Origin of the sequence: Streptomyces sp. NBC_00414 (genome assembly GCF_036038375.1) — a bacterium.
In the GTDB taxonomy this organism is placed as follows: domain Bacteria; phylum Actinomycetota; class Actinomycetes; order Streptomycetales; family Streptomycetaceae; genus Streptomyces.
In genome coordinates this window covers 7,677,549-7,700,973 of the sequence record NZ_CP107935.1, presented here as the reverse complement: position 1 = coordinate 7,700,973, position 23,425 = coordinate 7,677,549, and the positions used below count along the sequence as shown (strand labels likewise).

Here is a 23,425-nt window from a genome sequence, read left to right as displayed (position 1 = left end):
CGCAGTTCCCCGCGCCCCTGAAGGGCGCCCCTAACGGGGCTTGGGGCCGCCCACCTGGATGCCCGCCATGCGGGTCCACTCGTACGGGCCTGTCCTGACCTTGTTCGCGAAGTCGCCGTCGAAGTCCTCGTGGACGGTGATGCCGGACTGCTTCACGGCCGCTTCGGCGAGGGCGTAGGTGGGAGCCACGAGGTCGCCCCACTCACCGTCCTCCCCCACGAGGACGATCCGGGCGCCCTTCTCCCCGATGTACGCGATCTGCCCCTCGGCGCCGCCATGGGCCTCGGCGAAGGAGGAGATCTGCTTGGCGAGCTTCGCCGTACGCCGCTCGGCCTTGGCGTCCGGCTCGGCGCCCGCGCCCTCGTCAACCTGCTGGATGTCTGCCATGCCCAGGATGCTACCGACGGGTAGCCCAAACGGCGACGCCCACCCCCACACCCGAGGGGCGCGGGGAACGGCGCAGTCTGGTGCTTTTGCTTTTAGGGGCGCGGGGAACGGCGCAGTCTTTGGCTTTCAGGGGCGCGGGGAACTGCGCGACCAGCCACGACGGACCGGCACCCGACAGCGCACGCCGGCCCGCCCACTCCGAAGCGGAGCGTCACCGCAAGAAGGGGTCCACCGCAACCGCCACGAACAGCAGCGAAACATACGTGATCGACCAGTGGAACAGCCGCATCTCCTTCAGCTTCGCCCCCACGGCCCCACCCTTGGCCCGCGACTGCAGCCCATGGGCTTCCCAGAGCCAGAACCCACCGGTCACAAGAGCGACGACCGTGTAGAACCACCCCGTGTAACCGAGCGGAGTGAGAAGCAGCGAGACGGCCACCATGGCCCAGCTGTAGAGGACGATCTGCCGCGCGACGACCTTGTTGGAGGCGACGACGGGCAGCATCGGCACGCCCACGCGCGCGTAGTCCTCGCGCACCTTCATGGACAGCGGCCAGTAGTGCGGCGGCGTCCAGAAGAACATGACGAGGAAGAGGATGATCGGCGCCCACGACATGGAGTTGGTGACGGCCGACCAGCCGATGAGGACGGGCAGACAGCCGGCGATACCGCCCCACACGATGTTCTGCGACGTACGCCGTTTGAGGATCATCGTGTAGACGACGACGTAGAAGAGCAGGGCTCCCAGCGACAGCCAGGCCGACAGCCAGTTGACGGTCAGACCGAACAGGAGCGTGGAGACCACGGCGAGCGTGATGCCGAAGGCGAGGCACTCGCGGGGGCTCACCATGCCGGTGACGAGCGGGCGCTGCGACGTACGTTCCATGAGCGCGTCGATGTCGCGGTCGATGTACATGTTCAGCGCATTGGCGCCACCGGCGGAGAGATAACCGCCGAGGCAGGTGAGGAGCACCAGCTTCAGGTCGGGCACACCCTGCTGCGCGAGGAACATCACCGGAACGGTGGTGATCAGCAGCAGTTCGATGATCCGTGGCTTGGTGAGAGCGACGAACGCCATGACCCGGGCCCCGAACGGCCGGTGGTTCGTGCCCTTGCTCGTCCCACCGACTACTCCCGCTGGACGGGATTCAACGGCCGTCACGCACACCCCTGACAGAGACATCCCAGCGAGCCCCGAGTGTGAACTCCCGGTAAAGGCTCGCGCGTACCACGCCACTGTAGACGTTGCCCAGACCCCGGCCTTCGCGGGGGTCCGCTCGTGTTGAAAGGGTCTCGCAAAGGACTGATCGGCTTCGGATTGAGCAGTCGGATCACGGGCTCCGTATTCACTTGCCGAATACGGAACCCGCCGGTCGGGAGGCGGAAGAGGGCAAGTCCCGGCAGTCTGGAATGACTCGAAAAAATGCGCGTTGCCACGGGGGTAGGCTCGACAGCGAGCCGGTGGGCGCCACGTGCACCGGCATTCGACATGTGCAACATGTGGAGAGGAGCCCTGACCCAGGGTGAGCACCAAGCCGACCACAACAGACCTTCAGTGGACCGAATTGGACCAGCGGGCTGTCGACACCGCCCGTATCCTGGCCGCCGACGCCGTACAGAAGGTCGGCAACGGCCATCCGGGTACGGCGATGAGTCTGGCACCCGCCGCGTACACCCTGTTCCAGAAGGTGATGCGGCATGACCCGGCGGACGCCGACTGGACCGGCCGCGACCGTTTCGTGCTGTCCGCGGGCCATTCGTCCCTGACTCTCTACACCCAGCTGTACCTGGCCGGCTTCGGCCTGGAGCTGGACGACCTGAAGTCGTTCAGGACGTGGGGTTCGAAGACCCCCGGCCACCCGGAGTACGGGCACACCACCGGCGTGGAGACGACGACCGGGCCGCTCGGCCAGGGTGTCGCCAACGCGGTGGGCATGGCGATGGCCGCCCGCTACGAGCGTGGTCTGTTCGACCCGGAGGCCGCCCCCGGCACCTCCCCGTTCGACCACTTCATCTTCGCGATCGCCGGTGACGGCTGCCTCCAGGAGGGCATCTCCGGCGAGGCGTCCTCGATGGCGGGCCACCAGAAACTCGGCAACCTGGTCCTGCTGTGGGACGACAACCACATCTCGATCGAGGGCGACACCGAGACGGCCGTCTCCGAGGACACCGCCAAGCGGTACGAGGCCTACGGCTGGCACGTCCAGCGTGTCGAGCCGCAGGAGAACGGCGACCTCGACCCGGCCGCCCTGTACGCGGCGATCGAGGCCGCGAAGGCGGTCACGGACAAGCCGTCGTTCATCGCGATGCGCTCGATCATCGCCTGGCCCGCCCCGAACGCGCAGAACACCGAGGCCGCGCACGGCTCGGCGCTCGGCGACGACGAGGTCGCGGCCACCAAGCGGGTCCTCGGCTTCGACCCGGAGAAGACCTTCGAGGTCGCCGACGAGGTGCTGGCGCACGCGCGCAAGGCGCTCGACCGCGGCCGTGAGGCCAAGGCCGAGTGGGAGAAGGGCTTCGCCGCGTGGCGGACCGCCAACCCGGAGCGCGCCGCCGAGTTCGACCGCATCGCGGCGACCGAGCTGCCGGCCGGCTGGGAGGAGAAGCTCCCCGTCTTCGAGACCGGCAAGGGTGTCGCCACCCGTGCCGCGTCCGGCAAGGTCCTCCAGGCCCTCGGCGCGGTCATCCCCGAGCTGTGGGGCGGCTCGGCCGACCTCGCGGGCTCGAACAACACGACGATCGACAAGACGTCGTCGTTCCTTCCGGCGGACAACCCGCTGCCGGAGGCCGACCCGTACGGCCGCACGATCCACTTCGGTATCCGCGAGCACTCCATGGCCGCGGAGATGAACGGCATCACGCTGCACGGCAACACCCGCGTCTACGGCGGCACCTTCCTGGTGTTCTCCGACTACATGCGCAACGCCGTGCGTCTGTCCGCGCTGATGCACCTGCCGGTGACGTACGTGTGGACGCACGACTCCATCGGCCTCGGCGAGGACGGCCCCACCCACCAGCCGGTCGAGCACCTGGCCTCGCTGCGCGCCATCCCCGGACTGAACATCGTGCGCCCGGCCGACGCCAACGAGACCGCGATCGCGTGGCGCGAGATCCTGCGCCGCTACACCAAGGTCTTCGGCAAGGGCAACCCGCACGGTCTCGCGCTGACCCGCCAGGGTGTGCCGACGTACGAGGCCAACGAGGACACCACGAAGGGCGCTTACGTGCTCTTCGAGGCCGAGGGGTCCGACGGGCAGAGCGCCGAGCCCGAGGTCATCCTCCTCGCCACCGGCTCCGAGGTCCATGTGGCCGTAGAGGCACGTGAGCAGCTCCAGGCGGCCGGCACCCCGACGCGGGTCGTGTCCGTGCCGTGCGTGGAGTGGTTCGACGAGCAGGACCAGGGGTACCGGGACTCGGTGCTTCCCCCGTCCGTGAAGGCGCGTGTCGCGGTCGAGGCCGGTATCGGTCTGACCTGGCACCGCTTCGTCGGGGACGCGGGCCGCATCGTTTCCCTGGAGCACTTCGGCGCTTCGGCCGACGGCAAGGTCCTCTTCCAGGAGTTCGGCTTCACTGCCGAGAACGTCGCGAACGTCGCCAAGGAATCGATCGCCGCAGCCCAGCGCTGACGCTGACATACGACACGTAGGAGATGCATTTTCCATGACAGACGCACTCAAGCGCCTCTCCGAGGAAGGCGTCGCGATCTGGCTGGACGACCTGTCGCGCAAGCGGATCACGTCCGGCAACCTCGCCGAACTGATCGACCAGCAGCACGTCGTGGGCGTCACCACCAACCCGTCGATCTTCCAGAAGGCGATCTCGCAGGGCGACGGTTACGACCAGCAGCTCTCCGACCTCGCCGCCCGCAGGGTCACGGTCGAAGAGGCCATCCGCATGATCACGACGGCGGACGTCCGTGACGCCGCCGACATCCTGCGTCCGGTCTTCGACGCGACGCAGGGGCAGGACGGCCGGGTGTCGATCGAGGTCGACCCGCGTCTGGCGCACAACACCAAGTCGACCGTCGCCGAGGCCAAGCAGCTCGCCTGGCTCGTCGACCGGCCGAACACGCTCATCAAGATCCCGGCGACCATGGCGGGCCTGCCCGCGATCACCGAGACGATCGCGCGTGGCATCAGCGTCAACGTCACGCTGATCTTCTCGCTCGAGCGCTACCGCCTGGTCATGGACGCGTACGTCGCGGGCCTGGAGAAGGCCAAGGCCGCCGGCCTCGACCTCTCCAAGATCCACTCCGTGGCGTCCTTCTTCGTGTCCCGCGTGGACGCCGAGATCGACAAGCGGCTCGACGCGCTGGGCACCGAGGAGGCCAAGGCCGCCCGCGGCAAGGCCGGTCTCGCCAACGCGCGGCTCGCCTACCAGGCGTACGAGGAGGTCTTCTCCTCGGACCGCTGGGCCGCCCTGGACAAGGCGCAGGCCAACAAGCAGCGTCCGCTGTGGGCCTCGACCGGCGTCAAGGACCCGGCCTACAAGGACACCCTGTACGTCGAGGACCTGGTCGCGCCGAACACGGTGAACACCATGCCGGAGGCGACCCTGTTCGCCGCCGAGGACCACGGGAACATCACCGGTGACACCGTCACCGGTACGTACGAGCAGGCCCGCGCCGAACTCGACGCGGTCGAGAAGCTCGGCATCTCGTACGACGAAGTGGTCCAGCTTCTGGAGGACGAGGGCGTCGAGAAGTTCGAGGGCGCCTGGAACGACCTGCTCAAGTCGACCGAGGCGGAGCTCCAGCGCCTCGCCCCCTCGGAGGGCTGAAATCTTGTCAAGCAGCAATCCGCTGCGTGACCCGGCGGACCGACGGCTCCCGCGTATCGCGGGGCCGTCGGGCCTCGTCATCTTCGGGGTCACGGGCGATTTGTCCCGTAAAAAGCTTATGCCTGCCGTTTATGACCTTGCCAACCGCGGCCTGCTGCCGCCGGGCTTCTCCCTCGTCGGCTTCGCGCGCCGCGAATGGGAGAACGAGGACTTCGCCCAGGAGGTCCACGACGCCGTCAAGGAACACGCCCGTACGCCGTTCCGTGAGGAGGTCTGGCAGCAGCTCGTCCAGGGGATGCGCTTCGTCCAGGGCACCTTCGACGACGACGACGCGTTCGAGCGGCTGCGCGACACCATCGGCGAGCTGGACAAGGCACAGGGCACGGGCGGCAACTTCGCCTTCTACCTGTCCGTGCCGCCGTCCGCGTTCCCGGTGGTCATCCAGCAGCTGAAGAAGCACGGCCTCGCCGACCAGACGGGCGGCTCCTGGCGGCGCGCGGTCATCGAGAAGCCGTTCGGCCACGACCTCAAGTCGGCCGAGGACCTCAACACCACCGTCGAAGAGGTCTTCGCCCCGGACCAGGTCTTCCGCATCGACCACTACCTGGGCAAGGAGACGGTCCAGAACATCCTGGCGCTGCGCTTCGCGAACCAGATGTTCGAGCCGATCTGGAACCGGTCGTACGTCGACCACGTACAGATCACGATGGCCGAGGACATCGGCATCGGCGGCCGGGCCGGCTACTACGACGGCATCGGCGCCGCCCGTGACGTCATCCAGAACCACCTGCTCCAGCTGATGGCCCTCACGGCCATGGAGGAGCCCGCCTCCTTCGACGCTGACGCGCTCGCCGCCGAGAAGACCAAGGTGCTCGGCGCGGTCAGGCTGCCCGCGGACCTGGGCGCGAACACGGTCCGCGGCCAGTACGCCGAGGGCTGGCAGGGCGGCGAGAAGGCCGTCGGCTACCTCCAGGAAGACGGCATCGACCCGAAGTCGAAGACCGACACCTACGCGGCGATCAAGGTGGAGGTGGACAACCGCCGCTGGGCGGGCGTCCCCTTCTACCTCCGTACCGGCAAGCGCCTGGGCCGCCGGGTCACCGAGATCGCCGTCGTCTTCCAGCGCGCCCCGCACTCCCCCTTCGACCACACGGCCACGGAGGAGCTGGGCCAGAACGCGATCGTCTTCCGCGTCCAGCCCGACGAGGGCATCACGGTCCGCTTCGGCTCCAAGGTGCCCGGCACCTCCATGGAGATCCGGGACGTCTCGATGGACTTCGCGTACGGCGAGTCGTTCACCGAGTCGAGCCCCGAGGCGTACGAGAGGCTCATCCTCGACGTGCTGCTCGGCGACTCGAACCTCTTCCCGCGCACCGAGGAGGTCGAGCTGTCCTGGAAGATCCTCGACCCGATCGAGGAGTACTGGGACAAGCACGGCAAGCCCGCGCAGTACCCGTCGGGCACGTGGGGGCCCGTCGAGGCCGACGAAATGCTCAAGCGAGACGGACGGAGCTGGCGTCGGCCATGAAGATAGATCTCACGGACACCACGGCCAGCAAGATCAACAAGGCGCTCGTGAAGGGGCGCCGGGCCATCGGCACCCCCGCCGTCGGCATGGTTCTCACCCTCGTCATCGTCACCGACGAGGAGAACGCCTACGACGCCCTGAAGGCGGCCGACGACGCCTCGATGGAGCACCCCTCACGCACCCTCGTCGTCATCAAGCGGGTCTCGCGCTCACCCCGCGACCGCACGAAGTCACGGCTGGACGCCGAGGTACGGGTCGGCGCGGACGCGGGCACCGGTGAGACGGTCATCCTGCGCCTGTACGGCGAGGTCTCGGACCACGCCCAGTCCGTCGTCCTGCCCCTGCTGCTGCCGGACGCCCCGGTGGTGGTCTGGTGGTCGGCGGACGCGCCCCGCGATCCCGCCAACGACCCGCTGGGCGCGCTCGGCCAGCGCCGGGTCACCGACAGCTACGCGGCGGAGAAGCCCGTCGAGGAGCTGAAGGCCCGCGCCGAGAGCTACGAGCCGGGCGACACCGACCTGGCCTGGGCCCGGATCACCCCGTGGCGTTCCATGCTGGCCGCCGCCCTCGACCAGGTCGACTGCGAGGTCGTCTCCGTCGAGGTGGCGGGCGAGGAGGCCAACCCGAGCGTCGAACTGCTCGCCATGTGGCTGGCCGACCGCCTGCACGTGCACGTCCGCCGTGCCGTCTCCGCGGGTCCCGGCCTGACCCAGGTGCGCCTGGAGACGACCGGCGGCCCCATCACCCTGCACCGCTCGGACGGGTCGATGGCCACGCTGGCCCTGCCGGGACAGCCGGACCGCGCGGTGGCGCTCAAGCGCCGCGAGACGTCCGAACTGCTCGCGGAGGAGCTGCGCCGGCTCGACCCGGACGACACGTACGCGTCCGCGCTGCGGTTCGGGGTGGACCGGCTGGGCGGCATCCAGTCGGTCTCGCAGCGGCCCGAGGCGGCCACCTGGACGCCGGGAGAGCTTCCGGTCCGTCCGGTGCACGACTCCCCGCAGCCTGCCGCGAGGGCCACGGCGGCCGACGAGGGGGACTCGGCGCGTCCCACGCCCGCCCAGATGCCCCCGGTCAAGAAGGCGGACCCGCAGTGAGCACTCCCCAGCTGGTCGTCCACCGCGACAAGGAACTGATGGCCCAGGCCGCCGCGGCCCGGCTCATCACGAAGGTCGTGGACGCGCAGGCCTCACGCGGTCACGCCTCGGTCGTACTGACCGGTGGCCGCAACGGCAACGGCCTGCTGGCGGCGCTCGCGGCGGCCCCCGCCCGGGACGCCGTCGACTGGAGCCGCCTCGACCTGTGGTGGGGCGACGAGCGGTTCCTGCCCGAGGGCGACCCCGAGCGCAACGTCACCCAGGCCCGGGAGGCACTGCTCGACTCGGTGCCGCTGGATCCGAAGCGCGTGCACGCCATGCCCGCGTCGGACGGCCCCTACGGCGCGGACGTGGACGCGGCGGCTGAGGCCTACGCGGCCGAACTGGCCGAGGCGGCCGGGCCGGAGAACCACGGGCCCGTCCCGTCCTTCGACGTGCTGATGCTCGGCGTCGGGCCGGACACGCACGTGGCGTCGCTCTTCCCCGAGCTGCCCGCTGTCCGTGAGACGGAGCGGACGGTCGTGGGCGTGCGTGGTGCGCCGAAGCCGCCGCCCGTCCGGGTCACGCTCACGCTGCCCGCGATCCGGGCGGCTCGTGAGGTGTGGCTGCTCGCCGCGGGTGAGGACAAGGCGGAGGCCGCGGCGATCGCGCTCTCGGGTGCCGGTGAGATTCAGGCGCCGGCCGCCGGGGCGCGGGGGCGCGCCCGCACGCTGTGGCTGCTGGACGCGGCGGCCGCGTCCCAACTGCCCCGCGCGCTGTATCCACCGGCTTCACCCTGACGGGGCCCTGACGGGCTGGGGTGCGGCAGGGGCTTTTTCTCGCCCCCGCCGCCCCTACCCGACCCGTCACCGCATGGGGGCTTCGCCCCCTCGCCCCCGTTTGCGCAGTTCCCCGCGCCCCTGGGCAGTAGGGGCGCGGGGAACTGCGCAGCGGGGGTTCGGGGGCGGAGCCCCTGAAGTCTGTGACGGGACGGGTAGGGGCGGCGGGGGCGGGGAAAGTCCCGGCTATTTCACGGACCCCGCCATGACCCCCTGCACAAAGTGCCGCTGGAAAGCGAAGAACACCGCCACCGGCACCACCAAGGACAAGAACGCCCCCGGCGCGAGCACATCGATATTGCTCCCGAACTGCCGTATCTGCGACTGCAGTTCAACAGTCAACGGCTGCGCCGAACTGTCGGCGAAGAGCAGCGCGACAAGCATGTCGTTCCAGACCCAGAGGAACTGGAAGATGGCGAGACTCGCAAGCGCCGGCCGCCCCACCGGCAACACGAGCCGAGTGAAGATACGCCACTCCCCGCCACCGTCCATACGCGCGGCCTCCAGCATCTCCTTGGGCATCTCCGCGAAGTAGTTCCGCAGAAGGAAGATCGCGAACGGCAGCCCGTACGACACGTGGAAGAGGACGACCCCGGGAATCGTGCCGAACAGCCCCAGCTGGCCGAAGAGTTTGGCCACCGGCAGCAGCCCGATCTGCACGGGCACCACCAGGAGCGCGACCACGAGCAGGAAGACGGTGTCCCGCCCCGGGAAGTCCAGCCACGCGAAGGCGTACCCGGCGAGCGCGGCGATGACGACGACGAGGAGAGTCGTCGGCACCGAGATCAGCACGGTGTTCCAGAACGCCTGGGTCATCCCCGAATTGCCCAGCAGCGCCGAGTAGTTGTCGAAGGACAGCTGACGCGGACTGGTCAGCACGGTCCACCAGCCTCCCGTCGCGGTGTCCTGCGCGGACCGCAGCGACGACAGGAACAGCCCGGCGAGCGGGGTGAGCCAGACCAGGCCGATCACCACCAGGAACGCCTGGACCAGGCTGTTGCCGAGCCCCCGCCTGAGCGCGTTCATCGTTGACTCCCTCGGAAGCGGCGGACGTTGAAGACCATGGCGGGGATCACCAGGAGCAGCAGCAGCACCCCGAGCGCACTGCCCAGGCCCTGGTTGTTGCCGCCGCCGAACGACACCAGCCACATCTGGGTGGCGAGCACGGTGGCGTCCTCCTGCACCGGTCCCGGCGCGATGATGTAGACGAGGTCGAAGACCTTCATCACGTTGATCACCAGGGTCACGAAGACCACGGTGAGGACGGGCCCGAGCAGCGGCACGGTGATCCGCCGGAAGATCTGCCACTCGTTCGCGCCGTCCATCCGGGCCGCCTCCAGCGCGTCACGCGGCAGGGCGGCGAGCCCGGCCCCGATCAGCACCATGGCGAAGCCGGTCCAGATCCACAGGTACGCGCCGATGATGGCGGGGGTGACGAGCGCGGGTCCCAGCCAGGAGATCCCCTCGTAGGGCGGCGCGAAGTTCGAGCCGGGCAGCCGCACGGTGTACGAGCCCGGGTCGAGGCCCTCGAAGCGGAAGGAGCCGTCGCCCGCGGTGGTGGCGCTCGCGACCGTCCTGCCGTCGCGCACCGCCTCGACGCCCAGCCCCGGCAGTCCGCTCTCGGCCTTGTCGACCTTCCCCTGCTTCCCTCCCCCGCCGCGGGTGAAGTCCAGGTAGACGACCCCGCGCAGTTCGCCGGCGGACGCTTTGCGTGTCGCCGCCGGGAGCGCGGGCCGCGCGTCCGCCGGAAGGTCGTCGGCGCGTACGCCGACCAGGCCGAGCCCGACCGTGTCACCGGGGGACACGGCGGCGGTCGTACCGTACGAGCCGTCGGCGGCCTTCGTCAGGCCCTGGCCGTCGCGGGCCCGGGCGGTCGGGTAGGACGACGCGTCCTTGAAGGCGTCGTGCACCGAGACGACGGCGGCGTTCAGGACGCCCTTCTCGGGGTCCTCGTCGTACGCGAGGCGGAAGATGATGCCCGCGGCGAGGAAGGACACGGCCATCGGCATGAAGAGCAGGAGCTTGAACGCCGTCGCCCAGCGCACCTTTTCGACCAGGACGGCGAGGACGAGGCCGAGGCCGGTGAGCAGGGTGGGCGCGATGACGACCCAGATGGCCGTGTTCCGGACGGCCTTGAGGGTGGCGGGGTCCTGGAACATCTCGGTGTAGTTGTCGCCGCCCACGAACCGGTCTCCGGAGGCGTCGAAGAAGCTGCGGCCCACGGAGAACAGCACGGGGTAGACGACGAGGGCGCCGAGCAGGAGCAGGGCGGGCAGGACGAACGCGACGGCGATGATCCGGGCCCGGCGCCGCGCGCGCCGTCTGCGCTCGCGGTCGGCCTGCGCGGCGGGCGGCGGACCCGCCTCTTTCGGATCCTTCAGGTCTTTCGAGTACGTGGCGGTCACGGCGATCAGTCCTGGTACGCCTTGGCGGCGGCCTTCTCCAGCGCGGCCGCGGTCGCCTTCGGGTCCGACGGGTCGCGCAGGAAGTCCTGGAGGAGCTTCCACTCGCCGGCGCCCTTGGTGCCGCCGAACGCGGCCGGGGCCTGGTCCGACATGTCGAAGCGGACCGAGTCACCGGCGCCGACGAGGGACTTGGCGGTCTCGCGGGTGATGTCGTCGCCGTAGGAGGCGAGGTCGAGCTTCTTGTTCGGGGAGAGGAAGCCGCCGACCTCGGCCCAGACCGCGGACGCCTCGGGGGTCGCGAGGTATTCCAGGAACGCCATGGCGGCCTTCGGGCTCTTGCCGTCCTTCAGGACGACCGCCGCGTCGCCGCCGCTGACCACGGGCGCCTTGCCGTCACCGACCGCGGGGAAGGGGAAGAAGTCCGCGTCCTCGCCTATCTTCCTGCCGAACTGGTCCTTGGCGACACCGGCCACGAAGTCGCCCTCGTAGACCATCCCCGCGGCGGGCTCGGGTCCGAAGACCTTCTCGACGGAGCCGGGGAAGTCGGTGTTCAGGGCGCCCTTCTGGCCGCCGGCTATCAGCTCCTTGTCCTTGAAGAGCTTGCCGAGGGTGGTGAGGGCCTCGACCACGGTCGGGTCGGTCCACTTGATCTTGTGAGCGGCCAGGGCGTCGTACTTCTCGGGGCCGGCCTGCGAGAGGTAGACGTTCTCGAACCAGTCGGTGAGGGTCCAGCCGTCCTGTCCGGCGACGGAGAAGGCGGCGAGGCCCGACTCGGAGACGGTCCGTCCGGCCGCCAGCATGGCGTCGTACGTCGTCGGCGTCTTGACGCCCGCCTCGTCGAGGGCGTCGGGGCTGTACCAGACCGTCGACTTGTGGGCGGCCTTGAAGTAGAGGCCGTACAGGGTGCCGTCGACACTGCCGTAGTTCTTCCACACGTCCGCGTAGTCGGCGTCGACCGACTTCTGGGCGGTCTTGGACAGCGGCTTGAGCCAGCCCTCCTTCGCGAACTGCTGGAGGACGCCGACCTGCGGAACCATCACCACGTCGGGGGCGTTGCCGCCCTCGATCTTGCTGCCGACGACCGTGGAGACGTTGTCGCCGGTGGAGGTGAACTGCGTCTTGGCGCCGGTCTTCTCGGTGAACGCGTCCAGGACCTTCTGGAAGTTCTTCTGCTCACTGCCGGACCAGACCCCGGCCACGTTGATCGTCTGGCCGCTGAGCGGCTTGTCGCCGCCGCCCGCGGAGACGTCGCCGCCTCCACAGGCGGTGGCACCGAGGGACAGGGCGAGTGCGGTGCAGCTCGCGAGCAGGGTCGTACGTCGTCGCATCATCGTTGATGTTCCTTCGTGAGAGTGAGACAGGTACTTGACGGGGCGTCAGCGGTTGCGGCGGGTTCAGGGGTTGGTGCAGTCGCTGATCCACCAGGCGGCCGTCGAGCCGGGCAGGACGCCGGGCGCGCAGGGGCCGCTGGACAGCAGGGGGGTGCCGGAGACCGGCGCGGGCGTCGGCGCCGTACCGAAGTTGACGGCGCAGACCAGGCCGTCGCCGCGGACGAAGCCGAGGACACCGGGCGGGGTCTGCAGCCAGCGCAGCGGGCCTTCACCCAACTGGGGCAGCCCGGCCCGCAGTTGGAGGCCGTCACGGTAGAGGTGCCAGAAGGAGCGGGTGTCGGCGAGGGCGCGGTCTGTGGCGTACTCGGCGAAGTAGGCGGGCTGTGGCAGCCACGGTTTGACGCTCTCGGTGCCGGTGGTGAAGCCGAACGGTGAGGCGTGCCCCGACCACGGCAGCGGCACCCGGCAGCCGTCGCGGATCCGGGCCCGGCTGCCGGTGCGGCGGAAGATCGGATCGGTGAGCACGTCGTCCGGCAGATCGACGACCTCGGGCAGCCCCAGTTCCTCGCCCTGGTAGATGTACGCGGCGCCGGGCAGCGCCAGCATCAGCAGCGCGGCGGCGCGGGCGCGGTGCGCGCCCAGGCCGCTGCCCTCGGTGCCCAGTTCGCCGTAGCGGGTGACCGAGCGGACCTGGTCGTGGTTGTTGAGGACCCAGGTGACCGTGGAGCCGGTGCCCGCGATGTCCTGCATAGCGTCGGAGATGACCTTGCGGAAGGCGTCGGCGTTCCAGGGCGCGCTGAGCAGGTCGAAGAAGAAGGCCTGGTGCAGCTCGTCGTGGCGTACGTACCGGGCGTGTTCGCGGGCGGTACGTACGGAGACCTCGCCGACGAGCAGTCGCTCCTGGCCGTCGCGGACGGTGTACTCCTCGCACACCGACCGCCAGTGCCGCCAGACGTCGTGCACCTCGGGCTGGTTCCAGGCGAGCGGGTTGACCGAGTCCCGGGTGCGGGCGTCGGCCATGGGGTCGGGCGAGTCGGGCAGGTCGGGGTGCTTGTAGAGGCCGGCGGCGACGTCGACGCGGAAGCCGTCCACGCCCCGGTCGAGCCAGAAGCGCAGTACGTGGTCGAAGTGGGCGCCGACCTCGGGGTTGCGCCAGTTCAGGTCGGGCTGCTCGGGCGTGAACATGTGCAGGTACCACTGGCCGGGCGTGCCGTCCGGCTCGGTGACCCGGCTCCAGGCGGGGCCGCCGAACATGGCGTACCAGTTGTTGGGCGGCTCCGCCCCGTCCGGGCCCCGGCCGTCGGCGAAGTGGAAGCGGGCGCGGGCCTCGCCGCCCGGTGCCTCGGCCAGCGCCTGCCGGAACCAGGGGTGCTCGCTGGAGCAGTGGTTGGGGACTATGTCGAGGAGCACCTTGATGCCGAGCCGGCGGGCGTCCGTCATCAGCAGGTCGAACTCGCCGAGGTCACCGAAGAGCGGGTCGACGTCGCAGTAGTCGGCCACGTCGTAGCCGTGGTCCTGCTGGGGCGAGGGGTAGAAGGGGCTCAGCCAGACCCCGTCGACCCCGAGCTTCTTCAGGTACGGCAGTCCGGCGCGTACTCCGGCGAGATCGCCGATGCCGTCCCCGGTGCTGTCCAGGAAGCTGCGGACATAGACCTGGTAGATCACTGCGTCGCGCCACCAGCGGTGCATGTCGATCGTCACCCGTTGACCTGTCTGTGCGTGGACCTGGCTGTGCGTGCCTCCGGTTATGCATGCATGTTAAGTAGGGATGTCGCACGAGTGTCAACGAGTAGGCGCGAACGTCCCGCGAGTCGAAGGGCCGTTTGCGCCGCTATATCAGCACTTTCATCCCGCGAAGGCGGCAGATGAGATGAGCGCGTTACCTAACATGAAACTATGATCTGCCGAATGGAGGCTTCGGTCTGGGCAGGGAGCGCGTGAAAAGGGCTCAGCCCCGGCGGGAGATGTCCGCCAACTCGCGTGCGAGGCGGCGCACCGCGGCCTCGGGCGTCTGGTGCCCGGCCATCGCGTCGTGCACCACGGCCTGCACGGCCAGGCTGACCTGGTCGTAGCGCGGACTCTTCGGGCGCGGCGCCGCCGCCAGGACGCTCGCGCGGAGCGTCGGCAGATAGGGGAACCGCCGGATCAGCTCCGGATCCTCGTACAGCGAGGCCCGCACCGGCGGCAGCGCACCCTTGGTGAGCACCTGACGCTGCGTCCGCTCGCTGGTGAGGTAGGTGATGAGCCGGGCGGCGGAATCGGGGTGCCGGGCATGGGCGCTGACCGCGAGGTTCGAGCCGCCGAGCACACTCGCGCCCGGTCCGTCGGGTCCGGGCAGCGGCACCGCGCCGATCTTCCCGGCGACCGGCGAGTCCTTGGCGGAGGCCCCGACATAGGCGTACGGCCAGTTGCGCAGGAAGAGGAGACGGCCGTCCTGGAAGGCCTGCTTGGACTCCTCCTCCTTGTACGTCAGCGCCTTCTCCGGGATCCAACCGTCGCGTACGCCGCGGGCCAGGAAACCGATGCCCTCGCGCGCCGCCGCCGAGTTGACGGTGACACGTTCGCCCTCGTCGCCGAGGATGGAGCCGCCCGCCGAGTAGACCGCCTCGGCGGCGTTCACGGTGAGCCCCTCGTAGGGCAGGAACTGACCGGCGTAGCCGTCGAGTCCGTACTTCGGCGCGATGGTCCGCGCCTGTTTCTCCAGCTCGGCCCAGGTGCGCGGCGGAGCGACGCCCTCCTTGTCGAGGAGGTCCTTTCGGTAGAGGAGCAGCCCCGCGTTGGTGACGTAGGGGACGGCGTACAGCCGTCCGTCGTAGGTCGCGGTGTCCACCACCGGCGGCAGGAACCCGTCGAGCGGGAAGCGGTCCGCGGGCAGCGGGGAGATCCAGCCCGCGGCGGCGAACTCCGAGGTCCAGGCGACGTCGATGTTCAGGACGTCGAAGCGGCTGCGGCCGTCGCCGCGCAGGTCGGTGGTCATCTGCGCGCGGGTCTCGTCGGCGGAGTCCGGGAGTTCGACGAGGGTGACCTTCTCGCCGGGGTGGGTGCGGTTCCAGCCGTCGAGCAGCGGCCCCAGATAGCCGGTGAGGTCCCCGGCGGTGGCGAGCGTGAGCGGGCCGCGCCCACCGCCGCGCGCCCCGTCGCCCTGGGTGCCGGACGTGACGTAACCGGCCAGAACGACCGCCGCGACCAGGAGCCCCCTACCCGCGGCATGCATCCACCGCATAGGTTCCTCCCTGGTACACCCGGCTGCCGGGCACCTTCGCCCGGAGTCAGAGGCCATGTATACCCGTTAGGTATGGGCGATACTAGGGCCCGCGGCACATTGGCCCCGGACGCGCGGGCCTGCGGCACCTTTGAGGACCTACAGCGGAGGAAGGGGAGAGCACGAGTGCGGCTGCCCCTCCTGGCCCTGCTGGCGCGCGGCCCGGCCCACGGCTACGAGCTCAAGCAGGACCTTGAGCAACTGCTGGGGTCCGCGTACCCTCAGCCGAACGTCGGCCAGATCTACGTGACGCTCGGCCGCCTCGACAAGTCGGGACTGATCGAGGGCGAGGAAGTCGAGCAGTCGAGCCGGCCCAACAAGAAGATCTACCACCTCACCGATGCCGGACGTGAAGCACTGCGCGCCTGGTACGAGGAGACGGCGGACGAGCCGCGCGTACGGGACGAGTTCTTCATGAAGCTCGCCCTGGCGCCGCGGACCGGACTGGCCGACCAGATCGCCCTGATCAACAAACAACGGCGCGAGTACCTGAACACCATGCGCAACCTGTCGAAGCTCGCCGCGGCCGAGAGCCGGGACAACCGCATCTCCCAGCTGCTCATCGAGGGCGCCATGCTGCATCTGCAGGCCGACCTCGACTGGCTGGAACGCTGCCAGGAGGAACTGGAGGAGCTGGAATGAACCGCGCCACTCCCCGCGCCGCGTCCCGTACCGCTCCCGGCACCACGCCCTCGCCGGACGCCGAGGACACCCCGCTCCTGCGGGCCGAGGGCCTGGTCAAGACCCACTACGGCGAGGGCGCCCCCGCGCACGCCGTACGGGGCGTGGACCTCTCCGTACGGCAGGGCGAGTTCGTGGCCGTCACCGGGCCGTCCGGCGCGGGCAAGTCGACGCTGCTGCATCTGCTCGGCGGGCTCCAGCGGCCGGGTTCCGGCAGCCTGTGGCTGGACGGCGAGTGCACGGACGCGTACGGCGAGGCGCGCTGGGCGGTCGAGCGCCGGCGCCGTATCGGCATCGTCTTCCAGTTCTTCAACCTGGTCTCGAACCTGTCGGTCGCCGACAACGTCGAGCTGCCCGCCCTGCTCGCCGGCCTCTCCCCCAGGCAGGCGCGCGCCGAGCGTGAGCTGCTCCTCGACGAGCTGGGCCTCGCGGGCAAGGAGCGCAGCATGCCGGGCGAGCTGTCCGGCGGCGAGCAGCAGCGTGTCGCGCTGGCCCGCGCCCTGGTCAACCACCCGCAGCTGCTGCTGGCCGACGAGCCCGCGGGCAGCCTCGACAGCAGGGGCACCCGCGAGGTGACCCGGCTGCTGACCCGGTTCCACCAGCGCGGGCAGACGATCGTGCTGGTCACGCACGACGCACGGCTGGCGAGCGCCGCGGACCGGGTGATCAGCTTCTTCGACGGCCGGATCGCCGACGACGCGGTCCTCGACACCGCGCCCGCCCGCGGCACGGGCATATCCGGCGTGCTGGAACTGAGGGACTGAGCGGCGTGCGCGAGCCCCTGCCGAAGGCCCCCCGGGTCCTGTACCGCGTCCACGAGCCGAGAGGCTGAGGCGGCGTGCGGGCCACCCTGCGCTGGGCGCACGCCGATCTTCGCTCGCATCGTGGCGAGGCACTGTTCATCGTGCTCGCCACCGCCGGGATCGTCGCCTCGCTGCTGCTGGCCACGGCGCTCTTCGGGTACGCGACCAACCCCTGGCAGCGCGTCTTCACCCAGTCGCAGGGGGCGCACGTGTGGATCCACACCGGCCCGTCGGCCGACGCGGGCAGACTGACCGAGCTGGACGGGGTCGCGTCCGTCGCCGGTCCGTATCCCACCGCCGCCACGACGGTCGCCTCGCGCGGCACCCGCGCCTCCGTCGAACTGCGCGGCACCGTCGACCGGCCCGCGACCGGCCGTCCGCTGCTCGCCTCCGGCCGCTGGCTCGACTCCCGCGTCCCGGACGGGGTGGTGCTGGAGAGCGGTCTCGCCCGGGCGCTGTGGGCCGAGCCCGGGGACACCCTCACCGTGCCGGGCACCACCGGGAAGGCCGATAACAAGACCGGGAAGGCCGGAGACAACGCCGGAAGGGCGGCGACGGGATCCAGGACCCTGACCGTCCTCGGCATCGCGGACAGCGCCGAACCCCGCTACAGCCCCGGCGAACGGCCGGGCCTCGTATGGGCGCTGCCCGACGCCGTGCGGCACACCGACGCGCGCGGCGGCCAGGTCGCCGGACTGCGGCTGACCGACCCCGGCGACACGGACTACGCCGTCCAGCGCGCCGTCACCCTCCTCGGCGCCAAGGCGGTCACCGACGTCTCCAGCTGGCAGCAGGCCCGGGCCGAGGCCCAGGGCGGCAACCGGCTGCTCGGCCAGGTGCTCGGCCTGTTCGGTCTGGCGGCCCTGCTGGCCGCCGCGCTCGCCGTGCACGGCGCGATCGGTACCCGTATCCGCGGCCATCTGCGGGACATCTCCGTGCTGAAGGCGATCGGTTTCACCCCGGGCCAGGTGGTGCGGATCTTCCTGCTCCAGCACGTGGCGTTCGCGCTCCTCGGCGCCGTGCTCGCCGCGACCCTCACCCAGGCCCTGGGCAGCCGGACACCGGGGCGTCTCGGGGACGCGGTCGGCGTGTGGCAGGGGCTTCCGGGGCATACGGCGGCACTCCTCGGGATACCCGCGGCCGCGGTGCTGTTCATCGCCGCGACCACCGGACTCGCGGCCTGGCGCGCCGGCCAGGTGCCTCCGGTGCCGGGGCTGCGGGCCGCGGCACCGCTGGGCGGCCGGCTGTCCGGCCTGTCCCGCGGGGCGCTCGGACTGCGGCTGCCGTCGGCGCTGGTCCTGGGCTGGCACAAGGCGTTCGCCCGCCGGCCGCGCTCACTGGCCGCGGTGGCCCGGCTGGCACTGCCGCTGCTGCTGATCGTCGTGGCCATGAGCGCCTGGACCACCATCGACCACTTCCGGAGCAGCCCGGACCGGATCGGCCTCGCGGCCGCCCTCACCGTCCGGGCGGACGACTCCCTGGCCGACCCGGACGTACGGGCCCTGCTGGCCCGCGATCCACAGGTCGCCGCCGTGCATCCGGGCGTCGAGGTGGCCGCGCTGGTCCCGGGCCAGACGGGCACGATCGCGTTGCGTGGGCTCGGCACCCGCGAGGATCCCTACCCGTTCACGGTGGCCGAGGGCCGTCCCGCGCGGGGGCCCGACGAGGCGGTGGCCGGTCAGGGGCTGCTCGACCTGCTGGACGTGCGGGTCGGGGACTGGGTGCGGATGACGGTCGGCGCGCAGCCGCAGATCCTGCACATCGTCGGCCGCAGCATCGAGCCGGAGAACGGCGGCCGGGTCATCTCCACCTCGCTCGACACCCTCCGGGAGAACGACCCTGGGCTCGAAGCGGCGCTCTACCAGCTCCAGCTGCGTCCCGGCGCCGACCCCCGGCAGGTGGGCGCCGACCTGACGGAGGCCGCGCACGGGAACATCAGCGCGCACGCCATGCCGAACCCGGCCGACGGGCTCTCGCCGCTGCGCGGGGTCGTCGTCGGGCTCATCGCCGTGCTGGCCCTGATCGGCCTCATCGAGCTGCTCACCGCGATCGGCGGGACCGTGCGCGAGGGCGAGCGGGATCTGCTGGCGCTGAGGGCGATCGGGCTGACCCCGCGGGAGATCACCGCGATCACGATGACGGCCACCGGGTGCACGGCACTGGCCGCGGCCGTCGTCGGCACGGCCCTGGGGGTGCCGCTCGCGCACTGGCTGATCGACGCCCAGGGCAGGTCGAGCGGCATCGGCGCCGGGATCGCCCAAGGCCCGTCCCCCGTGCTCCTGGCGCTCTTCGCGACGGCCGCCGTGCTCGGCGCCGCCGCGCTCGCCGCCCTGCCCGCGTCCCGGTCGGCCCGCCGCCGACTCGCGGACACACTGAGCGCGGTGGCCTGAGCGGGAGTGCCCTGAGCGGGGTCAGGACCGGTACGGAGGCTGCGGCTGCGGGGGCGGCGGCCCGTAGGGATTTCCTTGGCCGTACGGATTTCCCTGGCCGTACGGCGGATACGGGACGCCGTTGCCCGGCGGGTACGGCTGACCCGGCGGCGCGTACGGCTGACCCGGCGGTGGCGCGTACGGCTGGCCCGGCGGCGGGTACGTGGCGCCCTGAGGCGGTACGAATCCGGGGTTCGGCGCGTTCGGTGCGTACGGCCGTGGGGGCGGGAGTGTCGCGGGGTGCGCGCTCAGCCGGATGCCGTGGTGGCGGCGGAGCCGGAGCGTCTCCAGGGCGGCGATGGCCGTGACCGCCAGCGGGGCCCCCAGGATGAAGAAGATCCCCATCTTGAAGCTGAGCCCGTGCAGGTCACCGGTGACCAGGTCGGGAATGGCCATCAGCCAGGTCGTCACCGTGGCGAGCAGCGGCGGCAAGCCGCGGTGCACGGCGGCGGAACCGAAGAAGTTGCCCGACAGCTGTACGGCGCCGTACATCAGGAAGCCGGTCAGCCACATCGCGATCAGGCCGAGCACCGCCAGCGCGATACCGCCGAGCCCCATCGACAGCTGCCACAGCAGGACCGTACCGACGACCATGCCGATGAAGAGCAGCAGCAGCTTGAGCGAGTTGAACAGGGCCCCGCGCAGCTCGCGGATCCTGCCGGTGCGCCGCCAGACGAAGAGCATCACGCCCACCGTCAGCGGGGTGATGAACAGCAGGACCAGGGCCGCCGTCACGATGTTCTCAAGTACTTCCGTGAAGTCGAACCTGCCCTCCACGAACGTGTAGACGCCGAATGCCGCGACGGCTCCGGCGACTACGCGCACCCGCTTGAGCCGCTCCACCGAGGGATCGACCGCCGGCGGGATCCACACCGGGTGGAACACCGCCTGCGCCACGGCCTTGGGCTGCAGAATCGACGCCATCGAGAGCTTGCCGCTCAGCCATCTTCCGCGCGAACCAGCCATGTGCAGCTCCCCCGAGCCCTCGACGCAGTGATCGCCCGGAATTCTACGGGAGGTGATCGGCGATTCCGCCGATCACCTCCCGACCCACACGACTACTGCACGACCGGCCGCCGGCGCACGATCTCCGGCCTGCCGTGGACTACTTGCGGCCGCGCAGTTCCCGGTACTTGGCCACGAGCGCCTTGGTGGACTCGTCCAGGCCCGGCACCTCGGCGCCCTCGGTGAGGGCGGGTTCGACGCGCTTGGCGAGGACCTTGCCGAGTTCGACGCCCCACTGGTCGAAGGAGTCGATGTGCCAGATCGCGCCCTGCACGAACACCTTGTGCTCGTAGAGGGCGATCAGCTGGCCGAGGACCGAGGGGGTCAGCTCGCGGGCGAGGATCGTGGTCGTCGGGTGGTTGCCCTGGAACGTCTTGTGCGGCACCAGTTCCTCGGGCACTCCCTCCGCCCGCACCTCGTCCGGCGTCCTGCCGAAGGCCAGCGCCTGCGTCTGCGCGAAGAAGTTGGCCATCAGCAGGTCGTGCTGCGCCTTGAGCCCGTCGCTCAGTTCGGCGACCGGCTCGGCGAAGCCGATGAAGTCCGCCGGGATGACCTTCGTGCCCTGGTGGATCAACTGGTAGTAGGCGTGCTGCCCGTTGGTGCCGGGGGTGCCCCACACGACCGGTCCGGTCTGCCAGTCCACCGGATTCCCGTCACGGTCCACGGACTTGCCGTTGGACTCCATGTCGAGCTGCTGGAGGTAGGCGGTGAACTTCGACAGGTAGTGCGAGTACGGCAGGACCGCGTGCGACTGGGCGTCGAAGAAGTTGCCGTACCAGACGCCCAGCAGGCCGAGCAGCAAGGGCACATTGGACTCGGCGGGCGCGGTGCGGAAGTGCTCGTCGACGAGGTGGAAGCCGTCGAGCATCTCCCGGAAGCGGTCCGGGCCGATCGCGAGCATCAGGGACAGACCGATCGCGGAGTCGAACGAGTAACGCCCGCCGACCCAGTCCCAGAACTCGAACATGTTGGCCGTGTCGATACCGAAGTCCGCGACCTTCTCCGCGTTCGTCGACAGCGCCACGAAGTGCTTGGCGACGGCCTCCTGACCGGCCTTCAGCTCGGTCAGCAGCCAGTCGCGCGCCGAGGTCGCGTTGGTGATCGTCTCGATGGTGGTGAAGGTCTTCGAGGCGATGATGAACAGCGTCTCGGCCGGGTCCAGGTCCCGCACGGCCTCGTGCAGGTCGGCCCCGTCGACGTTCGACACGAAACGGACCGTCAGATCCCGGTCGGTGAAGGACCGCAGCACCTCGTACGCCATCGCCGGGCCCAGGTCGGAGCCGCCGATACCGATGTTGACCACGTTCTTGATGCGCTTACCGGTGTGCCCGGTCCACTCGCCCGAGCGGACCCGCTCGGAGAAGCCGGACATCTTGTCGAGGACCGCGTGCACGGCCGGTACGACGTTCTCGCCGTCGACCTCGATCACCGCGTCACGCGGAGCGCGCAGCGCGGTGTGCAGGACCGCCCGGTCCTCGGTGACGTTGATCCGCTCGCCGCGGAACATCGCGTCTCGCAGACCGAACACGTCCGTCGCCACGGCCAGCTCACGCAGCAGCTGCAGCGTCCGGTCGGTGACCAGGTGCTTGGAGTGGTCGACGTGCAGATCGCCGACCCGCAGCGTGTATGCGGCGCCGCGTCCCGGGTTCCGTTCGAACAGCTCGCGCAGGTGTGTCTCCGCGAGCTCCTCCCGGTGCTCGGCCAGAGCGGTCCACTCGGGTGTCTGGTTGAGCCTGGTACGGCTTTCTGCGTTCATCTCGGACTTCCGCCTCTTTCCTGCCTGTGCTGCGTACCTTGCCCCGCTACCGGTCCCAACCTAATTGATCAGGGTGACGGGAGCTGTCGTCGCACCGTCGTCCGGTTCAACAACAGATACGTCAGGTTCGCCCACAGGTGTCAGTACGGCGGCGGAGAAGCTGCTCACCCCCGGGCGTACAAAAAATACGCCGCCCGACATCACGTACGGGCACAGGAAAAAGACCGGCCGGACACCTTTCGGTGCCCGGCCGGCTCACAACTCCTGGATGTCGCCCCGCTCCTAGATCTCGCCCCGCAGCTTGGCGAGCGCCTCGGCGAGGATCGCCTCGCCGTCCGCGTCGCTGCGCCGCTCCCGTACATACGCGAGGTGCGTCTTGTACGGCTCGGTGCGCGGCGGGTCCGGCGGGTTGTCCCGGTCCTGTCCGGCGGGAAAGCCGCAGCGGGGGCAGTCCCAGGTGTCGGGGACCTGCGCGTCGCTGGCGAAGCTGGGCTGCGTCTCGTGCCCGTTGGAGCACCAGAAGGAGATGCGCAGCCGGGGCGCGGACTCGCCGCGCTCGGCCTCGCCCATCGGCCCCGCCCCGACCCGGCTTCCTCGGATCGCGTTGCCACTTGCCACGGTCGTAACTCCCTGCGTGATGGTGCCGCGAAGCGAGTCGGCGTGACGCTTCGCTGCGGGCGCCTCAGTCTACGTAAGGCCCAACGCGCGTCCAGTGATAGGAGTTACACCCCCGCGCACAGACGCAAGCCCCATGATAGGCCGCGCCTGCGGGCGCGTACCGGACATGGGGCCTTACGTGCGGAATGTGCTTGCGTAATGTGCGTTTGTGCTGCCGTGCCGATGTCGGCCGGTGATCAGTTGTTGACCTTCATCAGGATGCCCAGCACCACAATGCAGGCGAACCACAGCAAACCGACTACCAGGGTGATGCGGTCGAGGTTGCGCTCGGCGACCGAGGAGCCACCGACGGACGACTGCATGCCGCCGCCGAACATGTCGGACAGGCCGCCGCCCTTCCCCTTGTGCATCAGCACCAGCAGCATCAGCAACAGGCTGAAGACGATCAGGGCGATCGAGAACCCCATAACCACGGCTGGACCAACTTCCTCGGACTTGGACGGACGAGTCTTGGACGACGACGGGG

19 protein-coding genes are annotated in these 23,425 nt (G+C 70.2%); 8 read left to right on the top strand and 11 right to left on the bottom strand.

Annotated elements, in window-relative coordinates; genetic code table 11:
- Positions 1-30 precede the first annotated feature (30 nt).
- Positions 31-387: a hypothetical protein gene (locus OHS59_RS33415; protein ID WP_328497071.1), complete on the bottom strand. Its 357-nt coding sequence runs from the start codon at positions 385-387 to the stop codon at positions 31-33.
- Positions 388-598: 211 nt separating this feature from the next.
- Positions 599-1,555, bottom strand: coding sequence for a heme o synthase (locus OHS59_RS33410; RefSeq protein WP_328499455.1), 957 nt, complete (start codon positions 1,553-1,555; stop codon positions 599-601).
- A gap of 355 nt (positions 1,556-1,910) precedes the next feature.
- Between OHS59_RS33410 and tkt the strand changes: the two genes are divergently transcribed.
- From tkt to pgl, 5 genes are read left to right on the top strand one after another with little or no spacing between them, the layout of a single operon-like run.
- On the top strand, positions 1,911-4,013 hold the full coding sequence (gene tkt / locus OHS59_RS33405; protein ID WP_328497070.1) for a transketolase: 2,103 nt from the start codon (positions 1,911-1,913) through the stop codon (positions 4,011-4,013).
- 34 nt (positions 4,014-4,047) lie between these two features.
- Positions 4,048-5,166, top strand: coding sequence for a transaldolase (gene tal / locus OHS59_RS33400; RefSeq protein ID WP_328497069.1), 1,119 nt, complete (start codon positions 4,048-4,050; stop codon positions 5,164-5,166).
- 4 nt (positions 5,167-5,170) lie between these two features.
- Positions 5,171-6,694 carry a glucose-6-phosphate dehydrogenase gene (zwf, locus tag OHS59_RS33395; RefSeq protein ID WP_443061540.1) on the top strand — a complete coding sequence of 508 codons (1,524 nt, stop codon included), beginning with the start codon at positions 5,171-5,173 and terminating at the stop codon, positions 6,692-6,694.
- Complete coding sequence (gene opcA, locus OHS59_RS33390) at positions 6,691-7,791, top strand: glucose-6-phosphate dehydrogenase assembly protein OpcA (protein ID WP_328497068.1); 1,101 nt, start codon at positions 6,691-6,693, stop codon at positions 7,789-7,791. The genes zwf and opcA overlap by 4 nt, the downstream gene beginning before the upstream one ends.
- Positions 7,788-8,570 carry a 6-phosphogluconolactonase gene (gene pgl / locus OHS59_RS33385; protein ID WP_328497067.1) on the top strand — a complete coding sequence of 261 codons (783 nt, stop codon included), beginning with the start codon at positions 7,788-7,790 and terminating at the stop codon, positions 8,568-8,570. The genes opcA and pgl overlap by 4 nt, the downstream gene beginning before the upstream one ends.
- A 225-nt stretch (positions 8,571-8,795) precedes the next feature.
- On the opposite strand, the gene OHS59_RS33380 is transcribed toward pgl, so the two are convergent.
- The 5 genes from OHS59_RS33380 to OHS59_RS33360 form a co-directional block, all read right to left on the bottom strand.
- Entirely contained in the window at positions 8,796-9,635 is an 840-nt protein-coding gene (locus OHS59_RS33380) for a carbohydrate ABC transporter permease (RefSeq protein WP_328497066.1), read from the bottom strand.
- On the bottom strand, positions 9,632-11,014 hold the full coding sequence (locus OHS59_RS33375; RefSeq protein WP_443061539.1) for an ABC transporter permease subunit: 1,383 nt from the start codon (positions 11,012-11,014) through the stop codon (positions 9,632-9,634). The genes OHS59_RS33380 and OHS59_RS33375 overlap by 4 nt, the downstream gene beginning before the upstream one ends.
- A gap of 5 nt (positions 11,015-11,019) precedes the next feature.
- A complete protein-coding gene (locus OHS59_RS33370; protein ID WP_328497065.1) occupies positions 11,020-12,345 on the bottom strand; it encodes an ABC transporter substrate-binding protein in 1,326 nt (441 codons plus the stop codon).
- Between the two features lie 63 nt (positions 12,346-12,408).
- Positions 12,409-14,034, bottom strand: coding sequence for a glycoside hydrolase family 13 protein (locus OHS59_RS33365; RefSeq protein ID WP_328499452.1), 1,626 nt, complete (start codon positions 14,032-14,034; stop codon positions 12,409-12,411).
- 259 nt (positions 14,035-14,293) lie between these two features.
- Complete coding sequence (locus OHS59_RS33360; RefSeq protein WP_328497064.1) at positions 14,294-15,568, bottom strand: ABC transporter substrate-binding protein; 1,275 nt, start codon at positions 15,566-15,568, stop codon at positions 14,294-14,296.
- Between the two features lie 165 nt (positions 15,569-15,733).
- On the opposite strand from OHS59_RS33360, the gene OHS59_RS33355 reads away from it, so the two are divergent.
- From OHS59_RS33355 to OHS59_RS33345, 3 genes are all read left to right on the top strand, one after another.
- The gene (locus tag OHS59_RS33355) at positions 15,734-16,249 is read left to right on the top strand and encodes a PadR family transcriptional regulator (protein ID WP_328497063.1); all 516 of its coding nucleotides are present in this window, start codon (positions 15,734-15,736) and stop codon (positions 16,247-16,249) included.
- Positions 16,246-17,052: an ABC transporter ATP-binding protein gene (locus OHS59_RS33350; protein WP_443061538.1), complete on the top strand. Its 807-nt coding sequence runs from the start codon at positions 16,246-16,248 to the stop codon at positions 17,050-17,052. Before OHS59_RS33355 ends, OHS59_RS33350 begins: the two co-directional genes overlap by 4 nt.
- Before the next feature lie 74 nt (positions 17,053-17,126).
- The gene (locus OHS59_RS33345; protein ID WP_328497062.1) at positions 17,127-19,481 is read left to right on the top strand and encodes an ABC transporter permease; all 2,355 of its coding nucleotides are present in this window, start codon (positions 17,127-17,129) and stop codon (positions 19,479-19,481) included.
- A 21-nt stretch (positions 19,482-19,502) separates the two neighbouring features.
- Here OHS59_RS33345 and OHS59_RS33340 read toward each other — a convergent pair whose 3' ends face one another.
- The 4 genes from OHS59_RS33340 to secG all read right to left on the bottom strand — a co-directional run bounded on the left by OHS59_RS33340 (position 19,503) and on the right by secG (position 23,366).
- Entirely contained in the window at positions 19,503-20,486 is a 984-nt protein-coding gene (locus tag OHS59_RS33340) for a hypothetical protein (RefSeq protein ID WP_328497061.1), read from the bottom strand.
- A gap of 139 nt (positions 20,487-20,625) precedes the next feature.
- Positions 20,626-22,281: a glucose-6-phosphate isomerase gene (gene pgi, locus OHS59_RS33335; protein WP_328497060.1), complete on the bottom strand. Its 1,656-nt coding sequence runs from the start codon at positions 22,279-22,281 to the stop codon at positions 20,626-20,628.
- A gap of 282 nt (positions 22,282-22,563) precedes the next feature.
- A complete protein-coding gene (locus tag OHS59_RS33330; protein ID WP_003957010.1) occupies positions 22,564-22,899 on the bottom strand; it encodes an RNA polymerase-binding protein RbpA in 336 nt (111 codons plus the stop codon).
- A 236-nt stretch (positions 22,900-23,135) separates the two neighbouring features.
- A complete protein-coding gene (gene secG / locus OHS59_RS33325) occupies positions 23,136-23,366 on the bottom strand; it encodes a preprotein translocase subunit SecG (protein ID WP_189770205.1) in 231 nt (76 codons plus the stop codon).
- Positions 23,367-23,425 lie beyond the last annotated feature (59 nt).